Source organism: Peptostreptococcus russellii (assembly GCF_900110295.1).
In the GTDB taxonomy this organism is placed as follows: domain Bacteria; phylum Bacillota; class Clostridia; order Peptostreptococcales; family Peptostreptococcaceae; genus Peptostreptococcus; species Peptostreptococcus russellii_A.
Genome location: NZ_FODF01000009.1, coordinates 1 through 17,396 on the forward strand (window position 1 = coordinate 1; position 17,396 = coordinate 17,396).

General features: G+C 30.6%; 16 protein-coding genes and 1 pseudogene. 15 read left to right on the plus strand and 2 right to left on the minus strand.

Going from position 1 to position 17,396, the window contains the following annotated elements; genetic code table 11:
* On the plus strand, nucleotides 1-667 hold a 667-nt coding region (locus BMY82_RS06250), incomplete at its 5' end, for a sortase B protein-sorting domain-containing protein (protein ID WP_144019723.1).
* Between the two features lie 345 nt (nucleotides 668-1,012).
* Complete coding sequence (locus BMY82_RS06255; RefSeq protein WP_091975705.1) at nucleotides 1,013-1,426, plus strand: RNA polymerase sigma factor; 414 nt, start codon at nucleotides 1,013-1,015, stop codon at nucleotides 1,424-1,426.
* A gap of 58 nt (nucleotides 1,427-1,484) precedes the next feature.
* On the opposite strand, the gene BMY82_RS06260 is transcribed toward BMY82_RS06255, so the two are convergent.
* Nucleotides 1,485-2,486 (minus strand): helix-turn-helix domain-containing protein, encoded by a 1,002-nt coding sequence (locus BMY82_RS06260; protein ID WP_091975706.1) that lies wholly within the window; start codon nucleotides 2,484-2,486, stop codon nucleotides 1,485-1,487.
* A gap of 232 nt (nucleotides 2,487-2,718) precedes the next feature.
* Between BMY82_RS06260 and BMY82_RS06265 the strand changes: the two genes are divergently transcribed.
* The 11 genes and pseudogenes from BMY82_RS06265 to BMY82_RS09635 all read left to right on the plus strand — a co-directional run bounded on the left by BMY82_RS06265 (nucleotide 2,719) and on the right by BMY82_RS09635 (nucleotide 15,018).
* Complete coding sequence (locus BMY82_RS06265) at nucleotides 2,719-4,488, plus strand: ABC transporter ATP-binding protein (RefSeq protein WP_091975707.1); 1,770 nt, start codon at nucleotides 2,719-2,721, stop codon at nucleotides 4,486-4,488.
* Nucleotides 4,481-6,208 (plus strand): ABC transporter ATP-binding protein, encoded by a 1,728-nt coding sequence (locus tag BMY82_RS06270; protein ID WP_091975708.1) that lies wholly within the window; start codon nucleotides 4,481-4,483, stop codon nucleotides 6,206-6,208. The genes BMY82_RS06265 and BMY82_RS06270 overlap by 8 nt, the downstream gene beginning before the upstream one ends.
* A 43-nt stretch (nucleotides 6,209-6,251) precedes the next feature.
* The gene (locus BMY82_RS06275; RefSeq protein WP_091975709.1) at nucleotides 6,252-6,845 is read left to right on the plus strand and encodes an MptD family putative ECF transporter S component; all 594 of its coding nucleotides are present in this window, start codon (nucleotides 6,252-6,254) and stop codon (nucleotides 6,843-6,845) included.
* Nucleotides 6,846-6,921: 76 nt separating this feature from the next.
* Entirely contained in the window at nucleotides 6,922-7,665 is a 744-nt protein-coding gene (locus BMY82_RS06280; RefSeq protein ID WP_091975710.1) for an energy-coupling factor transporter transmembrane component T, read from the plus strand.
* 11 nt (nucleotides 7,666-7,676) lie between these two features.
* Nucleotides 7,677-9,152, plus strand: a complete 1,476-nt coding sequence (locus tag BMY82_RS06285; RefSeq protein WP_091975711.1) for an ABC transporter ATP-binding protein — start codon at nucleotides 7,677-7,679, stop codon at nucleotides 9,150-9,152.
* Nucleotides 9,153-9,476: 324 nt separating this feature from the next.
* A complete protein-coding gene (locus BMY82_RS06290) occupies nucleotides 9,477-10,283 on the plus strand; it encodes a class B sortase (protein ID WP_091975712.1) in 807 nt (268 codons plus the stop codon).
* Nucleotides 10,284-10,832: 549 nt separating this feature from the next.
* Nucleotides 10,833-11,006 carry a hypothetical protein gene (locus tag BMY82_RS09450; protein WP_091975713.1) on the plus strand — a complete coding sequence of 58 codons (174 nt, stop codon included), beginning with the start codon at nucleotides 10,833-10,835 and terminating at the stop codon, nucleotides 11,004-11,006.
* Nucleotides 11,007-11,088: 82 nt separating this feature from the next.
* Entirely contained in the window at nucleotides 11,089-12,771 is a 1,683-nt protein-coding gene (locus tag BMY82_RS06300; protein WP_091975714.1) for a recombinase family protein, read from the plus strand.
* Between the two features lie 778 nt (nucleotides 12,772-13,549).
* Nucleotides 13,550-13,801, plus strand: a pseudogene (gene tnpA / locus BMY82_RS06305) (IS200/IS605 family transposase); the annotation flags it as partial.
* 440 nt (nucleotides 13,802-14,241) lie between these two features.
* Nucleotides 14,242-14,544, plus strand: coding sequence for a DUF4298 domain-containing protein (locus tag BMY82_RS06315; protein ID WP_091975716.1), 303 nt, complete (start codon nucleotides 14,242-14,244; stop codon nucleotides 14,542-14,544).
* 345 nt (nucleotides 14,545-14,889) lie between these two features.
* Nucleotides 14,890-15,018, plus strand: a complete 129-nt coding sequence (locus tag BMY82_RS09635; RefSeq protein WP_278308742.1) for a hypothetical protein — start codon at nucleotides 14,890-14,892, stop codon at nucleotides 15,016-15,018.
* Nucleotides 15,019-15,099: 81 nt separating this feature from the next.
* On the opposite strand, the gene BMY82_RS06320 is transcribed toward BMY82_RS09635, so the two are convergent.
* Complete coding sequence (locus BMY82_RS06320; RefSeq protein ID WP_091975717.1) at nucleotides 15,100-15,723, minus strand: GNAT family N-acetyltransferase; 624 nt, start codon at nucleotides 15,721-15,723, stop codon at nucleotides 15,100-15,102.
* 90 nt (nucleotides 15,724-15,813) lie between these two features.
* On the opposite strand from BMY82_RS06320, the gene BMY82_RS06325 reads away from it, so the two are divergent.
* Nucleotides 15,814-16,620 (plus strand): MerR family transcriptional regulator, encoded by an 807-nt coding sequence (locus BMY82_RS06325; RefSeq protein WP_091975718.1) that lies wholly within the window; start codon nucleotides 15,814-15,816, stop codon nucleotides 16,618-16,620.
* Nucleotides 16,621-16,639: 19 nt separating this feature from the next.
* Nucleotides 16,640-17,158: a ClbS/DfsB family four-helix bundle protein gene (locus BMY82_RS06330; RefSeq protein WP_091975719.1), complete on the plus strand. Its 519-nt coding sequence runs from the start codon at nucleotides 16,640-16,642 to the stop codon at nucleotides 17,156-17,158.
* Nucleotides 17,159-17,396: the final 238 nt, after the last annotated feature.

A 17,396-nucleotide genomic window follows, 5' to 3' on the forward strand; every position in this document is an offset into this window, starting at 1 on the left:
TTCAACAGTAACAGTAGAAGGCTTAGGAGATGGATTAAGCTTTGAAGATGGAACAATTCAAGGAACACCGAGTGTAGACTGGAATGGAGCAGAAGAAACAAAAGATATCACGATAACAGTGAAAGCAGAAAAAGATGGAGCAACAACAAGAAAAACATTTGTAGTCACAGTGCAAAGGGATACAGATGGAGATGGAACACCAGACATCACAGATACTGACGATGATGGAGACGGAATTCCAGATACAGAAGAAAATGAAAAAGGTTCTAATCCAAAAGACCCTAATTCAATTCCAAAAAATAACTCCGATACGGGTTCAACTGATACATCTAATACAGGAAATAATTCCGGTTCGTCTGATACTAACAATCCTGACAATACGGGAAATAGCTCTGACCCTAATAATTCAAATACAGGTAAGGATGATGTGAATTCAAATAAAGCAAACGACAATGATAATACCTCAAGTTCACAGAATCCAAATAATAACGCAGGGAAAATTGATGTAAAGAAATCGAATAACTCTGTTAATAAGCTTGGGAATTTACCAAAAACTGGTGATGAATCTCAAACTGGTTTGTATGGGATTTTAGCATCGTTAGCTGCAAGCATATTACTACTTCTTGGTATCAAAAAAAGAAAAGAAGAGGGGAATGAACAAGATTAATTAATAATCATAAATCATTAGTAATTACACTAATGTATAGTGACAGGTAAGGTTTGTTATACCTAAAAAACAATGTGTCCTAATATCTTGTTATTTGCACCCTCAAAGATTACTATAGTTAGTTTATATGAAGAGTGTAGATATAGAATGTTTGGGAGGTACTATGAAAAAGGTAACAATGGTAAAGCGATATCCGTTTAGGACATGAAAAAATACAACTTAATATAGCAATAACAAGATTGATACAATTTAATATTGTACCTTTAGGAGGACTTTTTACGCCGTTGTGTAGGAGTCCTCCTTTTTTGTTTTTTAAAACGGAAAACGAAAAAGGAGGATTATACAATGAGCAAAAAAGAATTCTATTTATATGTCAAAGGGAAGAAAATTTCTGTAAATGAAGAAGTATATAAAACTTATTGGAAAAGCATTGAGCATGAAAAATATCTTAGAAAATTGGATAGAAAAAATAAATTAATACTTTTTTCAGAATTAAATCATGACGGACATTTTGAAGATAATCTTCAAGACAATAGCATTGATGTAGAAAAAATTGTGGTAACACATTCTATGATTGAAACTACAAGAAAAGCGATATCAAAGTTAAGTGAAGAAGAAAAGGATATAATAATAAGATTATATTTTATGGATGAAACTGTTCGTTCAGTTGCCAAATTCAAAGGTATTTCTCATCCTGCACTTATTAAGAAAAGAAATAAGATTCTTGAAAAGTTAAGAAGGCTAATTGAAGATTTTTAGAAAAAATGACGAGCAGTGTATCTTTAAGATGCACTGCTCATTTAGATATATAAAAAGTTTAATCAAAGTTGTTTTTACATTTATCACATTCTATGGTACAGTTTCCTTTTTTTGCGAGTTTTCTAACATCACGAGGATAAATTCCTTTAACTTTTTTAAAATAAGAACTGAATTTACTATGGGAAGAATAACCTACGGATTCAGAAATCTCTTTAATGCTAAGCGGTGAATTAAGCAATAGAGTTTCTGCTATATTCATGCGTCTTCTTTGGGAATATTCTGTGATGCTGACCTGATATTTTTGTTTAAATAATTTTTTCAGTTTTGTACCACTCATGGAGGCGATTTTTTCAAGAGTATCTTGCGCAACATCAATTGCATAATGATCATCAAGATATTTTGCCACATCCATTAATGCTTGATCATCGTCTTTTGAAATCGTGATATTTCTGTTATTGAAAAAAGCATTAATGGTTAAGCTAAGCCATTCTTTTGCTTTTGCTTCAAAAAATAATTCTGCGGCAGGAGACGCCATTTTACAATTTAAGATCTCTCTTGCTAATGGCGCAAAGGATTTTACAACGGAAGGATTGATAGAGGTAAATATATCTGAATAAGAAATATTCTGCTCTTTCTTTAAAGAAGAAAGATATTCTTCAATCATTTCTTTTTTGAAGCTAATCCCAACACTTAAATAGGGAAAGTTGTTGTGTAACAGAAATTTATAATCTTTATGCATGTTTTCTATATCAACAATATACAACGAATTTGCTGATAATGTTTGATAAGGGTTGAAACTCTCGCCATTACCAGTGATTATATAAGAAGAGGAAAAGGACATAAATTGATTCATATTAGGGGTTGCAGAATGAACAAGTTCTTTTTTTATAAAAAAATCATGTATCTCAACAATGAACAAATTTGTCTCATAAAACCAATAACAACCTTCAACTTCTTCTCTACAAACACAGAAAGTAGTTCCAAGATTACAGTATTTGGGATTTTCCATACAAGAGTCTGCTTCTAAATAGTTTTTAACGAATTCGTAGTAATTTATCATAAATATCCCCACCTTTATTGTCATAAAATATCCCAATTAGACATTATCCCTTTTAGACTTTAAACTTGTATTCTTATTGTAACATAACAAGAGAGATGATACAATAAAAATGATTAAAATAAGGACTAAGTAGAAAGAAAAGCGATTGAAAGTTGTCTAATTGGAATAATAATAGTTATTCTGTATTTTTTAAGATTTTAGCATTATTTTTACATAGAAAGAGAGGGATAAAATGAAAAAGGAAAAGAAAACACCTGTTTTAAAAAGAATAATGCCTTATGCCGGAGATAAAAAATATATACTTTTTTTAGCGATGTTTTTTTCGGCTATTTCAGGAATTCTGTTGCTAATGCCCATGTGGTATATTCATAAAATTGTAAGGATGATGATATTGGATGAAAATCTGACTGCTATAATGATTAAAGAGAATATTCTATATGCAACAATCCTTCCTTGCATTGGACTTTGTCTCTATGTGTTTGCAGGTATCTTATCCCATCTTTTTGCATTTGAGGTTGAGGATAATTTAATAAAGATTAGTGTAGAAAGATTACTGAAAAAGCCATTGGGATATTTTACAAATAAAGAAAGTGGAAAACTTCGTGGGATTATTATAGGGGGTGCGGCTGAAACGCATAATATTTTAGCTCATCAACTTCCAGACATTGCTTCAACCTTTGTTTCTCCAATCGTAATCGTGGTATTTCTGTTTTTATTTGATTGGAGATTAGGTTTGGCAAGCCTTGTCCCTGTTTTTATTGGTTTCATTTTTATGGCAACAATGATGACCTCTGAGGGAAAGAAAAATAGAGAAGAATATTATGAACATATTAATATTTTATCTGCCGAGACAGTTGAATATGTTAGAGGAATTCCAGTGGTAAAAACTTTTGGGCAAAGCGTGGAAAGTTTTAAGCGTCTTTACGACGCTATTAACACCATGAAAGACAGTGTATTGAAAATGATTATGGGCTACAGAAATAAAATGTCTATGTTTGAAGCAACTTCTGGATCGACAGCTTTCTTTCTTGTTCCTGTTGCTCTGTATATTATTGCGACAGGAGAAAGTCCTCATGGCGTTGTTGCAAATTCGGTTATCTATTTTTTAATCGGACCGATTTTTGGAGTACTTATTATGCGCTCTGCAACTATCGGTCAGTATCTTTATTTTGCAGAACTGGCTCTTAACAAAATAGAAGACGCCCTTGATTATGAGGAAATGACTTATGGAAAGGAAAAACAATCAACTGGTGGGATTGAGTTTAAAAATGTCTCTTTTTCTTATGGAAATGAAAAAGTATTAGACAATATTTCTTTTAAAGTAAATAAAGGCGAGACGGTCGCTTTAGTGGGACGCTCTGGGGGTGGAAAGACAACGATCGCCCGCCTTGCGGCGAGGTTTTACGATGCTGATGAAGGAAAAATTTTACTTGGTGGGAATGATATAAAAGAATATGACAAAATTTCTCTTATGCAGAAAATTTCATTTGTATTTCAAAATGCCCGACTTTTTAAAATGAGCTTGAGAAAAAATCTCCTAATAGGAAAGGAAGATGCGACGGATAAAGAGATTGAACAGGCACTTTCTGATGCAGGAGCAAAGGAATTTGTAGAAAATTTAAAAGATGGGCTAAAAACGGTTTATGGTTCAACAGGCACTTACTTTTCAGGAGGAGAAGCGCAGCGTCTTGTAATTGCCAGAGCTTTTTTGAAAGATGCTGACTATGTAATCTTAGATGAGGCAACAGCTTTTGCAGATCCTGAGAATGAACACATTATACAGGAATCTTTTAAAAAATTAGCCAAAAACAAAACCACTTTGATGATTGCACATCGACTTTCAACGGTGATAGACGCAGATAAAATCCTTGTCATTGAAGATGGACAAATTGCAGAAGAAGGAAAGCACGAAGAACTTTTGGGAAAACAAGGTGTATATAAATCGCTTTGGGAGGAATACCAAAGGTCAGTGAACTGGAAGATTGGAGGTAAAAATGATTAAGCATTTTATGAAAAAGTATGCCATGTCAGAGACTGGAGCAAATAATCTAACAAAAGCTATTTTTTCTCATACACTTTTAAACTTGACAAAAATGTTCCCACCAATTATCGCTTTCATGTTTATCTTTCAATTTCTAAGCGATATCGATGGAACAGAGGGATCCATACCATTAACACCACAACACTATGTATTTCTTATCTTGGTGATGTTACTGGCAATGTTTTTTGTTGCCAGATGGGATTACACTCGCTTGTACACCAATGTGTATAGTGAAAGTGCTACTGTTCGAGTGGATATTGCAAACAGACTTAAAAAATTACCATTGTCCTATTTTGGAAAACGCAATACCTCGGATTTAGCTGCTACGATGATGGGCGATATGTCACTGTATGAAGAAATTTTTTCTCATGCTGTTCCTCAAATATATGCTACGGCGATTTCAACAGCGATTATTTCCATTTTAATTCTTAGCTATAATTTAAAACTTGGGTTAGCAGCATTGTGGGTCATTCCTGTTTCTCTTTTAATTTTCTTTTTATCTAAAAATAAACGAAAAAAAAACAATGAAAAATGGATAGAAAAAAATAGAGAGGTGCTTGATGATCTTCAAGAAAAAATCGAACAGATTCAGGAAATAAAGTCGTATAACTTAGAGGAAAAGGCACAAAAACAATTTTTTGAAAAACTACACAAAAGTACAAAACTAAAGGGAAATGTCGAAATTGTAACCAATGTTGCAGTAGCTTTTTCCGGAATACTTTTGAAAATGGGGTTAGTGACGGTTGCAGTTACAGGTGCACAAATGCTTTTTGTGGGAGAAATCAGTATTTTGGTATATATTGTATTTCTAATTATGACCGCAAGTATCTATCTTCCAATTGAGGGGATCATTGCCTTTATGGGCATGATTGATATGTTGGATAGTGTTGTAGGCAGAATAAAAGAAATAAAGACAATGCCAATTCAAGAGGGGAAAACAGATTTTTCTCCCCAAAATTATGATATTGAGTTTAAAAATGTTTCTTTTGGTTATGAAGATTACTCGGTTATTAAGAATGTGAATTTTACAGCTAAACAAGGAGAAGTAACAGCACTTATTGGCGCATCAGGAAGTGGGAAAACCACTCTTACAAAACTTGCTGCAAGGTTTTGGGACATCAATGAAGGAACAATTTTTTTGGGAGGGGAAGATATTCGTAAAGTAGACCCTGAAACATTACTAAAGAATTTTTCCATTGTTTTTCAAGATGTCGTGTTGTTCAATGCAAGTATAAAAGACAATATACGCATTGGTAAAAAACAAGCGACAGATGCTGAAATTCTACGAGTGGCTGAAATAGCAAGATGTAATGAATTTATTAAAAAAATGCCAAATGGAATTGATACAATTATAGGTGAAAATGGAGAAAGATTATCGGGAGGAGAAAGGCAACGAATTTCAATTGCAAGAGCACTTCTTAAGGATGCTCCAATTATCTTAATGGATGAAGCAACAGCATCTTTAGATGTGGAAAATGAAAGCCTTATTCAAGAAGCTCTATCTGAGCTGATTAAGCAAAAAACGGTCATTGTAATAGCCCACCGAATGAGAACAATTCGAAGTGCGGACAAAATTGTTTTGCTTGATAATGGTAAAATTGAGGCGATTGGGAAAGATGACGAACTGCTTGAAAGATCAATAACCTATAGAAAAATGATAAATGACTCGAAAATGAATTAAGTAATGAAAGATATGATATTTTTATAAAGAAAAGAGGAAAACTATGAAAAATACACTTGAGATAAAAGATTTTGTTTTAATGGGAATTTTTAGTGCTCTCATGTTTGCGTTGATGATGTTCCTGATGATGGTCACTGGAATAACACCAGCGGTATATTTGTTTTATCCTGCGATATTTTCGTTTATATGTGCACCACTATATATGTTGTTAGCAGTAAAAATTAGGAAAAAAGGAACTTTTCTAATTCCCTCTGTTATTATGGGAATATTGTTAGGTTTAATGGGAGCACAAACGCTACTCATTACGATGATTGTTTTTGGTATTATTGCAGAAATCATTGTATCTTTGGATGGGTATAAAAGTTATAAAAAAATGGTATTGGCGTATCTTGTCCTAATGATCGGGTTTTATGCCGGAGATATTGCCCCGATTTATGTTTTTACTGATTGGTACATCAAACAAGCGACAGGAGGAGTAACAGGTACAGACATGAGTTATGTGAATACCCTTGTAGATGTTGCAAGATCTTATCTGGGGATTACATCAGCAGTAGCGTTAGTGATTGCTTCTTTACTGGGGGCAGCAGTTGGCAAAAAAATATTAAGAAAACATTTTGAAAAAGCAGGAATGATTTAAATAATCTGTCATTTTAAAAGGCTATTGACTTTATCTCAATCCGAGAAGTAGTCAATGCCTTTTAAAGTTTAGAAAAATGAGAGGAAGTGATGAATTGACAGATCCTTTAGTTCTATCGGACAAAAAAATGATGCCTCATATCGATCCAAGGATAAAAATTTTAAACACATTCGCACAGACCTTTCTGTTATTTGCAGTTAAAAGTAATTTGGGGATTATAATTAATTTGTGTTTTATGGCATTGATTTTAGCATATTTTAGAAAATTCCTATATGTCAAGAGGTTGTTACAGTATGGGTTCTGCTTATTTTTGTTCATGGTTTTACTGGGTTTCTTAGGATCAATTGGCAAGTTTTTTGGTTTAACGGCTTATATATTGTTTAAATTTTCGCCTGTATTAGGGAATTATTATTTAATGACAAAAACAGTAAGTATAAGTCAGTTTATCAGTGCTTTAGAGAAAATGAAACTACCAAAGAGTATAACTATTACATTAGGGGTAACATTGAGGTTTATTCCAACGATTGCAGAAGAAATTCAAACCATTAAGCAATCCATGAAGATTAGAAATGTTTCGCTGAGTATAAAAAATATTTTGACTAAACCAATTACTATGTTGGAGTATATGTTGGTTCCTTTAATGATGCGTTTTGTCAAAATCTCAGAGGAGTTAGCGGCTTCAGCGATTGTTCGAGGGATTGAAAAGCCTGGATTACGCACCTCTCTTATTGAATTAAAGATGACTTGGAAAGACTTGATATATTTGATTGTGCTTGTAATTTTTTCGGGGGTTATGTGTTTTTTTGAATCTCAAGCGTAAAGGAGGTTTCAATGGAAATAATAAATCTAAAAAATGTGTCATTTAAATATCATAATGTGCCTATAAATTCCTTAAAAAATATTAATCTTAAAATTTTAAAAGGGGAAGTTATCTTGCTAACAGGAAGAAGTGGTTGTGGGAAAACGACATTAACACGAACAATAAATGGCTTAATTCCAAAGTTCTATGAAGGTGTATTAAAAGGTCAGGTTTTGATAAATGGCAGAAGTATTAAAGATTTAAAAAGTTATGAATTAGCAAGCTTTGTGGGAACAGTTTTTCAAGATCCAAGAACGCAATTTTTCACAACAGAAACTGTTTCGGAATGTGCATTTGGCTGTGAGAATTTACACTTTCCAAGTGATGTTATTAAAGAAAGAGTAGATGAAGTATTCTCTTTATTTCAGATTGAAGAGCTTAAAAATCGCAGCATTTTTTCATTATCGAGTGGAGAAAAACAAAAGATTGCAATTGCCTCTATCTGTGCAGTCAATCCAGAGGTGTATATCTTTGATGAACCTTCAGCAAATTTGGATATGAGATCAACTATGCAGCTTGCAACAGTTATTAAAAAGTTAAAGGATATGGGGAAGACAATTATCATCTCTGAACATAGATTATATTATTTGCATGGCATAGTGGACAGAGTAATTTATATGGAGAATGGAGAGATCATAGACGAAACTTCATTTGAAAAAGCATTTTTATTGAAAGATGAAGAAATTGAAGAAAGAGGGTTGCGTCTGTTTGATTTATCCAGTATAAAAAAACCTGACCATTCATATAAGACGATTGGTACGGAAGAAATATTATATGAAGTCGAAAATTTGACTGTTAGATTAGGCGGAAGGAAAATAATAGAAGACATTAGTATAAAGGTTGACTCAGAAAACTGTGGGATTGTTGGGATAATTGGCAAGAATGGTGTTGGGAAAACAACTTTGGCAAAAGTGTTGTGTGGAATTATAAAAAGCAAAAATGGTAAAGTAACATTAAATGGAAAAAAACTATCCACTCGAGAATGCCTAAAAACTTCATATTTTGTGATGCAAGATGCAGATTATCAATTATTTACAGAAAGCGTTCATGATGAAATGCTTTTGGGCAAAAAATCGTCAAAAGACCTAAATGAGAAAATAGAAAAATCATTGAAAGAGTTGAATTTAGACGCATGTATTAATCAACATCCAATGTCATTATCTGGAGGGCAAAAACAGCGAGTAAGCATTGCAATAGCTACAATAGATGAGGCAAAAATAGTATTTTTTGATGAACCGACCAGTGGTTTAGATGGTGAAAATATGCGCCATGTCAGTCAAATATTAAAAGAAATAAGTAGAGAAAAAATAATTTTTATTATTTCACATGACATTGAATTTATTGCGAATACTTGTGAGAGAGTGCTATGCTTACATGAAGGAAAAGTTTTTGATGATTTCATTTTAGGTCATGAAAACCTAAGCAAGTTAAAGGCACTGTTAGAATAAATTTACTTGGAGCTGTGTTGTAAAAGAAGGCTACATACTTACAAGTGATAGTGATAAACAAGATAAGAACAATTATATAAGTAAATAAAAAACAGAAGAAAAAATATTCCCTTATTGAGGACTTTCTGTACTTAAATACAGAAGTCCTTAATTTTATTGGAAAATATATCAAGCAAAAATGAGAAAATTATATGTCAAAAGAATATCTTATTTAACTTGTTGGCAATGCGGAGAGTATATATTATAATAGAAAATGAAGAAACAGAGAAAAAATTTTTAATATAAAGATAAAACTTTTGAAAAAGGAGGTGTTATTATACTTTAATGAAACAAAAGAAAAGTAATTTTATGAGAATTATAGTGATTCTTATTTGTATAACTATACTATTCTTTTCGGTTTTTCAAATTGTAAAAGTAAAGATAAATGATAAGAAAGAAGCAGAGAAATTTGAAATTTTAAGGGAGCGGGTTTCTGAAGAAAAAAACACAGACAATGATAATAAACAAGATGGTAATTTCGTTGCTGAAGTAGTGCCTACAACAAAAAACAAAGATGAGCGAAACCCTTATAAAGAAATATATCAAACGAATAATGATTTAGTTGGATGGATTTCTATTGCAGATACGCCAATCGATTATCCGGTAATGAGTACTCCCGGTAATCCGAATTATTATCTTAGACGAAATTTTGATAAAGAGTATTCGTTGAGCGGGACTCCGTTTATAGGAGATGGCTTATCTCCAGAAAGTAAATCGTTTATTATATATGCACATAATATGAAAAATAAGACGATGTTTGGAACATTAGAAAATTACAAGGATATTGATTACAAAAATAATCATAAATATATAGTTTTTAACACTTTGAATGAAAATAGGGTTTATGAAGTAATCGGAGCTTTTCATACAGAAATAGATGAGGGCAACCCTAATTTATTTAAGTATTACAATTATTGTGGTAATTTAGAAAGAGAACAAATGGAGGAATTTATTCATAAAATATCTGATATTTCGATTTACGGAAAACTAAGAGATATTACTTATGAGGATCAAATTATGATGCTCTCAACATGTAGCTACTTTGCTGATGAAGGAAGGTTTATAGTTGTTGCAAAAAGAATACAGAACTAAAAGGTTGTTTATAATAAATGGCGGTTAAGAGATCTTAGCCGCTCTTTATTTGAAAAAATAAAGAAGTTAGTAATTTTTGGTTACCAAAGAGGTCAAATTTTCCTTTATAAAGTGAAGGGGAGTTTGACCTCTTATGTTTTAATAAGAAGAATATTTGATAATGCAAATGAAATGAATATAAAGTAAAGCCCTTTCGATTTTTGATCCTTGACAACAGAATAGACCAAGGTAGGACTTTATCTACTTGTGGAGAATTATGACTTACGCCATGACCTTTCTGCTAAATGTAAATTTGGTTTTATGAATACTGAGAATATAAAGGATATAAGAAAGAGAGCGATAAATAAGAATACATAAAAACAGATGTGGCAACCTGTTCTATGAAGCAAGTAGTGATAATGATACTTCAATAGTTTAAGCCGGCTCATCTTAATAAGAGGCGGAGGTGAGATTCCTATGTTGCTGCCAAGCACCTACTAATGTCAAAAAACTTTAATTAGATGGAAAATTTATGTTTTATATATAATTAGTAAATAAGGAGGGAGGCTTGTGGACAATAACTGGAATGGATTGGCGGATTTAATTGCAAATATGATTACAAAGTATGCTGGTGTTTTGGATTTAGATAATCTGCCTACTCCAATGCCAGTAAACAATCCTAAAGAAGATAAAAACAAAGAGAAAAGTATTGACATGGTAAAAACTCAGATTGAGAAATTATAATAAAAATGCTATAATAGTCTTGAGAGAAATGTCCAAACCTGTTTAGCAAAAAAATAGAGAATGAATTAATGAGGTTAATGCTATGTCAAAAGAAAAAATAAAAGTATACATTTATACAAGAGTATCAACATCAATACAGATAGATGGATATTCTTTAGAAGCACAAAAATCAAGAATGAAAGCTTTTGCTCTATATAATGATTATGAAATTGTAGGAGAATATGAAGACGCAGGAAAATCAGGGAAGTCTATTGAAGGCAGAAAACAGTTTACTCGTATGATGGAGGATATAAAATCTGGAAAGGATGGAGTATCTTTTGTTCTTGTCTTCAAATTATCAAGGTTTGCAAGAAATGCTGCTGATGTTTTATCAACACTACAAACGATGCAAGATTTTGGAGTTAATCTTATTTGTGTTGAAGATGGAATTGACTCTTCTAAAGATGCCGGTAAATTGATGATTTCTGTTCTTTCAGCTGTTGCTGAAATAGAAAGAGAAAATATTCGTGTTCAAACAATGGAAGGTCGTATCCAAAAAGCGAGGGAAGGCAAATGGAATGGCGGATTTGCCCCATATGGATATAAACTTGTAGATGGTAAATTAATAATTAATGAGGAAGAAGCAGTTGCAATAAGGATTATTTTTGATCAATATGTAAACACAAGTATTGGAGCAAACGGTATATCAAAATATTTAGAAAACCATGGCATAAGAAAAATACCAAGACAAAATGGTAAAAATCCGTTATTTGATGCAGGACTAATAAGAAAAATTCTTAAAAACCCAGTATACAATGGTAAAATAGCATTTGGAAGAAGAACATTAGAGAAAGTTCATGGAACAAGAAATGAATATAAACAGGTAGAACAAGATGATTACTTGATAGCAGAAGGTATCCATGAAGCAATAGTTTCTGATGAAATATGGCAAGCAGCACAGGTAAAATTGAAAGTACAAGCTAAAAAATATGAACATGTAAACAAAGGAAAAAACATGCGAACTCACCTATTGTCAGGAATCGTAAAATGTCCATTATGCGGTGCGGGAATGTTTGGGAATAAGTCAATTAAATATAAAAAAGATGGAACGAAATACAAAGATTTTTATTATTATGGTTGCAAACATAGGCAGATGAATAGAGGCCATAAATGCACCTTTAATAAGCAGATTAGAGAAGAGCTGTTAGATGATGCTGTATCAGAAGTGATAATAAAATTAGTGAGCAATCCAAAGTTTGCAACTATGATGCAGGAAAAAATTAACATGAAAGTTGATACATCAGCTATCGAAACTGAGATAGATAATTATCAAAAGGAATTGAGGAAAAGTCATTCAACAAAATTTAAACTCATTGAGGAAATAGATAGTTTAGATGTTGATGATAAGCATTATAAAAGAAGAAAATCTGATTTAGACGATAGACTTTATCGTATGTATGATAGAATAGAAGAGTTAGAAGGACGATTAATAGAGGCTAAAACCAAGAAAGAAACTATAGAAACAGAAAAACTGACTGGAGATAATATATATAAAGTATTAATTTATTTTGATAAACTATATAAAGTAATGAATGATGTTGAACGCAGACAACTTATAGAAGCTCTTATTTCAGAAATTCAAATTTATGAAGAGAAACAGGAGAATGGGCAATGGTTAAAATCCATTACTTTTAAGCTACCTATCATTGATGAAGATCTAAGCATAAGTTTGGACAATGATGAGCAAGATGAGACTGTTGTCTTGTTGTCAAGAAAATACAAATAAGGATTAAAAATAACTATTTTCGAGATTTTTACGAATGGATGTTTTGTATATAGATATAAACGTGTAAAAGATAAAATTTATAGAAAAGTTCGTAAAGATAGTAGTTGCTTAAATATAACACTTAATACATATGGTTCGAAATATGGACTGTAACTCACTCATGGAAATAATAATTTAATTGATCCGGTTTATTGTCAATATAAGAGCTAGAAAGTTATTTTTACAGAAAGTGAGTTAATAGTTATTAATGTTGAAAAATATTTCATAATTGATAATACAAGAGAAAACAAGATTGTGATAATGTGTAATAATGGGAGTAAATATTATTCTATACATATTTGATAAAAGTAAATAATAATATTGTACTATTTTCGAACCATTATTACACATATTTAATTTATTTTAGTACAAAGGTTAGTAATCAAGTAATTGTAATAAAAATAGTTTTGTAAAATATTGAATGAGTGTATGTAATTTTTTCTGTAAATTAGCCTTCTATGGCTAATCTGCCAATCAGGCAGTAAAAAAATAAATATTTGATTATCGGGAAGGCTGTCGAAAATCCAACCTTCCTTTAATTATAGGGACGTGTCCCAGTTGAGCTCGCAAAGCGTGCGAAACAATAAACCATCCGCTATGCGGGTGCGCGACAGGTGTTATACAAAAAAATCACCATTCCATAGTATAATTGAATTGTTCAGGCTCAATAATACTAATAGGAAGGTGATTTTATGGCAAATAGAGCGAACAGCTTATCACATACAAAATGGATGTGTAAGTATCACAATTTATGGGATACCTCAAAGGAAAAAGTGCATTAATGATATTTGATAAGCACGCAAATCTTAAGTATAAATTTGGTAATAGACACTTTTGGTCTGAAGGCTATTATGTTAGTACAGTTGGTCTTAATGAAGCAACAATAAAGAAGTACATTCAAGATCAAGAAAAGCATGATATAGCATTAGATAAAAAGAATTATCTAAATGGAGCTATGTTAATTACATATTGGTTATATTCATGTCAATGACTATTTTAAGTATTTGTTTAAGTGAGAAAACTACAATAGCGATCTCTTTAAAAGAATGTTTTTCTAATATAAGAGTATCTTATTCAATAATTGGTGCTACTTTTATAACAGTTTTAACTCTTACAAATAGATATAAAGAGGAAAAAGTAGAAGTTAGTGTAAAATGGTCTATAACTTTAGCTATAATAAATACAATAATTTTTTACTTTGTTTGTTGTTATAATATTTTGGGATTCAGTGAAGAAATATATAAACCTTTAATGCTAGTATGTATTATATTTATAGCTAATTTGTACAAAAAAGTTAGGAAAGATTATCTTAATATATTAAAAAAGTTTAAAGAATAAATATAATTACATTGTTATAATTTTCCAAAAGAAAGATATGGATTGACAAAAGTTTTTATAGTGGTATTAATTGTATAAAGGGAGAATAATAAAATGAAAATAAGAAATGAAAAATATGAAGAGCAGCTTGCTCGTGTAATTCATATGGAAGAAATATGCGATAGAGTGATTGAGGCTTTATTATCAAAAGAAGATGTATATAAGAATCTTAAAATATTGAAATCTCAAATTCAAGAGTTAAAAGCATATTATGAAGGACCAGATTGGTTAGAGGATTTTGATGCAGATAGAAGAGAACTTTTCCCCAAAGATTTGAAAAGAGGGATTTTAGCAGAAGATACACTTTATAATTTATTGTATGATGTAGATAAGGTTTTACGTATTAAAGGCAAATAGCCGAGAAATAATATATTTGGGAGGTGTATATATGCATCCAAATTTTTGGATAATTATTTTGTGTGCAGTTTCTGCAATTTTAGGTGCAATATCTGTTAATAAAATAAAAAAATAGAAATATAGCAACATATATAGAAGCTTAGGAGTATATCCTAGCTTTTTTATTTTAATTCATTTTTAAAAATTAAAATTATATTCTTTATGATTTACAGTTTTGTATAATGGTGTCATAATGAGGCTGATAATCATAGCTGATTTTTATAGTAGTTAATATGGCTTCCAATTGAAAAGATAGAAAATAAAGAACTTATTAAGCAGAGTCCTAAGTTACTAATAATGAAGTTGATGTTAGAAATTAAAGCTGAGCAAATAAAGGAAAGAGAAAATGTTTGGAATGATGAAAAGATAGAAAAGCATAATACTTGTATGATTAAACTTATTAAAAAAGATATTGAGAGGAAGCTTCTAAAATAGAAGTTTAAATTAAAAAAATTAGTATATGAAAAAGCTACCTGAATTTCAGATAGCTTTTCGTTTTTCATACACTTTTTTTAATTACCCACATTGATAATCATAAATAAAGAAGTTCATTTTTGCTTTTTGTCCTTTAATATCAAAAATATGTTCTTTTTCACAACGTCTGTTCATTCCAAGATGTTCATAGAATCCATAGTTGCAGCTAGTGTCTGTAAAAAGATAAAACTCATCAAGTTTATTTTCTTTTATATAATCAAAGGCAGAGTTTAGCAGTTTCTTTCCTATACCTTTACCTTGGCAAGCTCCACTTACGGAAAATAAGACTAGTTCTGCAGGGTAAGTCTTTCCACACTCCTCTAACAGTTGTTTGTCTATACCATGGACTGATTTAAAAATTTTAGAAACTTTTCTACCTTCTCTTGATAAAAGTAATTTTACCATGGCTTTTACTTGCTTTATTCTGTTGGAAATAGGGCATTTATGATTTTTAATATCTCTTACTAGAATTATTCCTACAACTTTTCCATTTAGCACAGCTACCTTTGAAAAAGTGTAGCTTGTTAAGCAACTACTTAAAAATACTTCAGCTAATTTAGATGCTGTTTTGGGACTAGAAAATTCATCATAGTGCCACGTTTCTCTAATGATTTCCTTTAATTGTTCAAAATCTTCTTCGTAATATTTTCTTAAATATATTTGCATTTTTAATTCTCCTTGTATTATTATTTTATATATTCTATAATAAACATTACAGTAACTGTAATGTCAATAAAGGGAAGGAAGTTTTTTGAGATGACACAGAATTCTATAAAAATGACTATATCTCAATTTGCAAAGTTACATAAAGTTAATAAAAGGACACTACATTATTATGATGAAATCGGACTGTTTTCACCTTCTAGTAAGGGCGAGAATGGATATAGGTACTATGATATATCTCAAAGTATAGTTTTTGAATATATTCGTATGCTTAAAGAAATGAATATGAGTATTGATGAAATAAAAAGTTATTGTAAGAATGCAAATGGAGAAAGTTTTTTAAAGATAGCTAGTAAAAAAGAAAGAGAGATAGATTTAGAAATAAAGAAGTTGGAAAATACTAAAAAAATATTAAACAGAAAAAAAGAACAAGTAGAGATTTGTGAAAATTTAACGGAAGAAGAAATTAGAATAGAAGAATTAAGAGAAGAAAAAATTTCAATATTGCCGTATAATTTAATAGAGGGAGGTGTACATGAAATATTTGATTATTTAAAAGATAAGTGGAGCATAGAGCAAATAAGAATGGGAATAGGAAGTTTTATTTCAGTTAATAAGTTGAAAAATAAAGAATTTGAAAAATATGATGGCATATATAGTTATACTTTGGAAGGAAGTTCTAATTCCAAAACAATTATTAGAGAGAAAGGTAAATATCTATGCGCCTACCAAAAAGGAAGTTGGGACAAAGCTTCTGTTATGTACGAAAAATTATTGAAATATGCGAAAGAAAATAGACTCGAACTGAAAGGCTATGCCTATGAAATAGGTTTAAATGAATTTGCTATATCTAAACCTGAAGAGTATGTTACAAAGTTTATGATAAAAATCGAAGAATGAATTTTATAGGAGAAGAATAATGAGAAAATATGAAAATAAAGAGGATTTAAAACTAGAAATAGAGAAAACTTTTAATAAATATATTTCTGAATTCGATGATATACCAGAAGATCTAAAGGATAAAAAAATAGATGAAGTAGATAGAAGTCCAGCAGAAAATCTTGCATATCAGGTTGGTTGGACTACTTTAATTCTGAAATGGGAAAAAGATGAAGAAGAAGGACTCGAAGTAAAAACTCCTACAGATAATTTTAAGTGGAATCAATTAGGTGAGCTGTATCAATGCTTTAATGAAAATTATGCTCATTTATCAATAAGAGAATTAAAAAATATTTTAGAAGAAAACATCAATTCTATATATGAAATGATAGATTCTATGAGCGATGAGGAATTATTTGAGCCTCATATGAGAAAATGGGCAGATGATGCCACAAAAAAAGCTGTCTGGGAAGTTTATAAGTTTATACATATAAATACAGTTGCACCATTTTCTAGCTTTAGAACTAAAATTAGAAAGTGGAAAAAAATAGTATTGTAATTTCTGAAGAAGAATTAAGATAAATAATAATGTACTATTAAATAAGTTAAAGATAAAATTTAAAATAAAATAATAATAAGCTTTTAATTTCTTATTAATAAAAAGTAAAGGTATTAAGATACTATTTTCAAGTTGGTTAAAAATAATTTAAAAACATAATAGTATATGGACAAAAAAATAGCTATAAATTATAATATAAATTAAGGGAAATAATCAAAATTAATTAAAAAGTTACAGA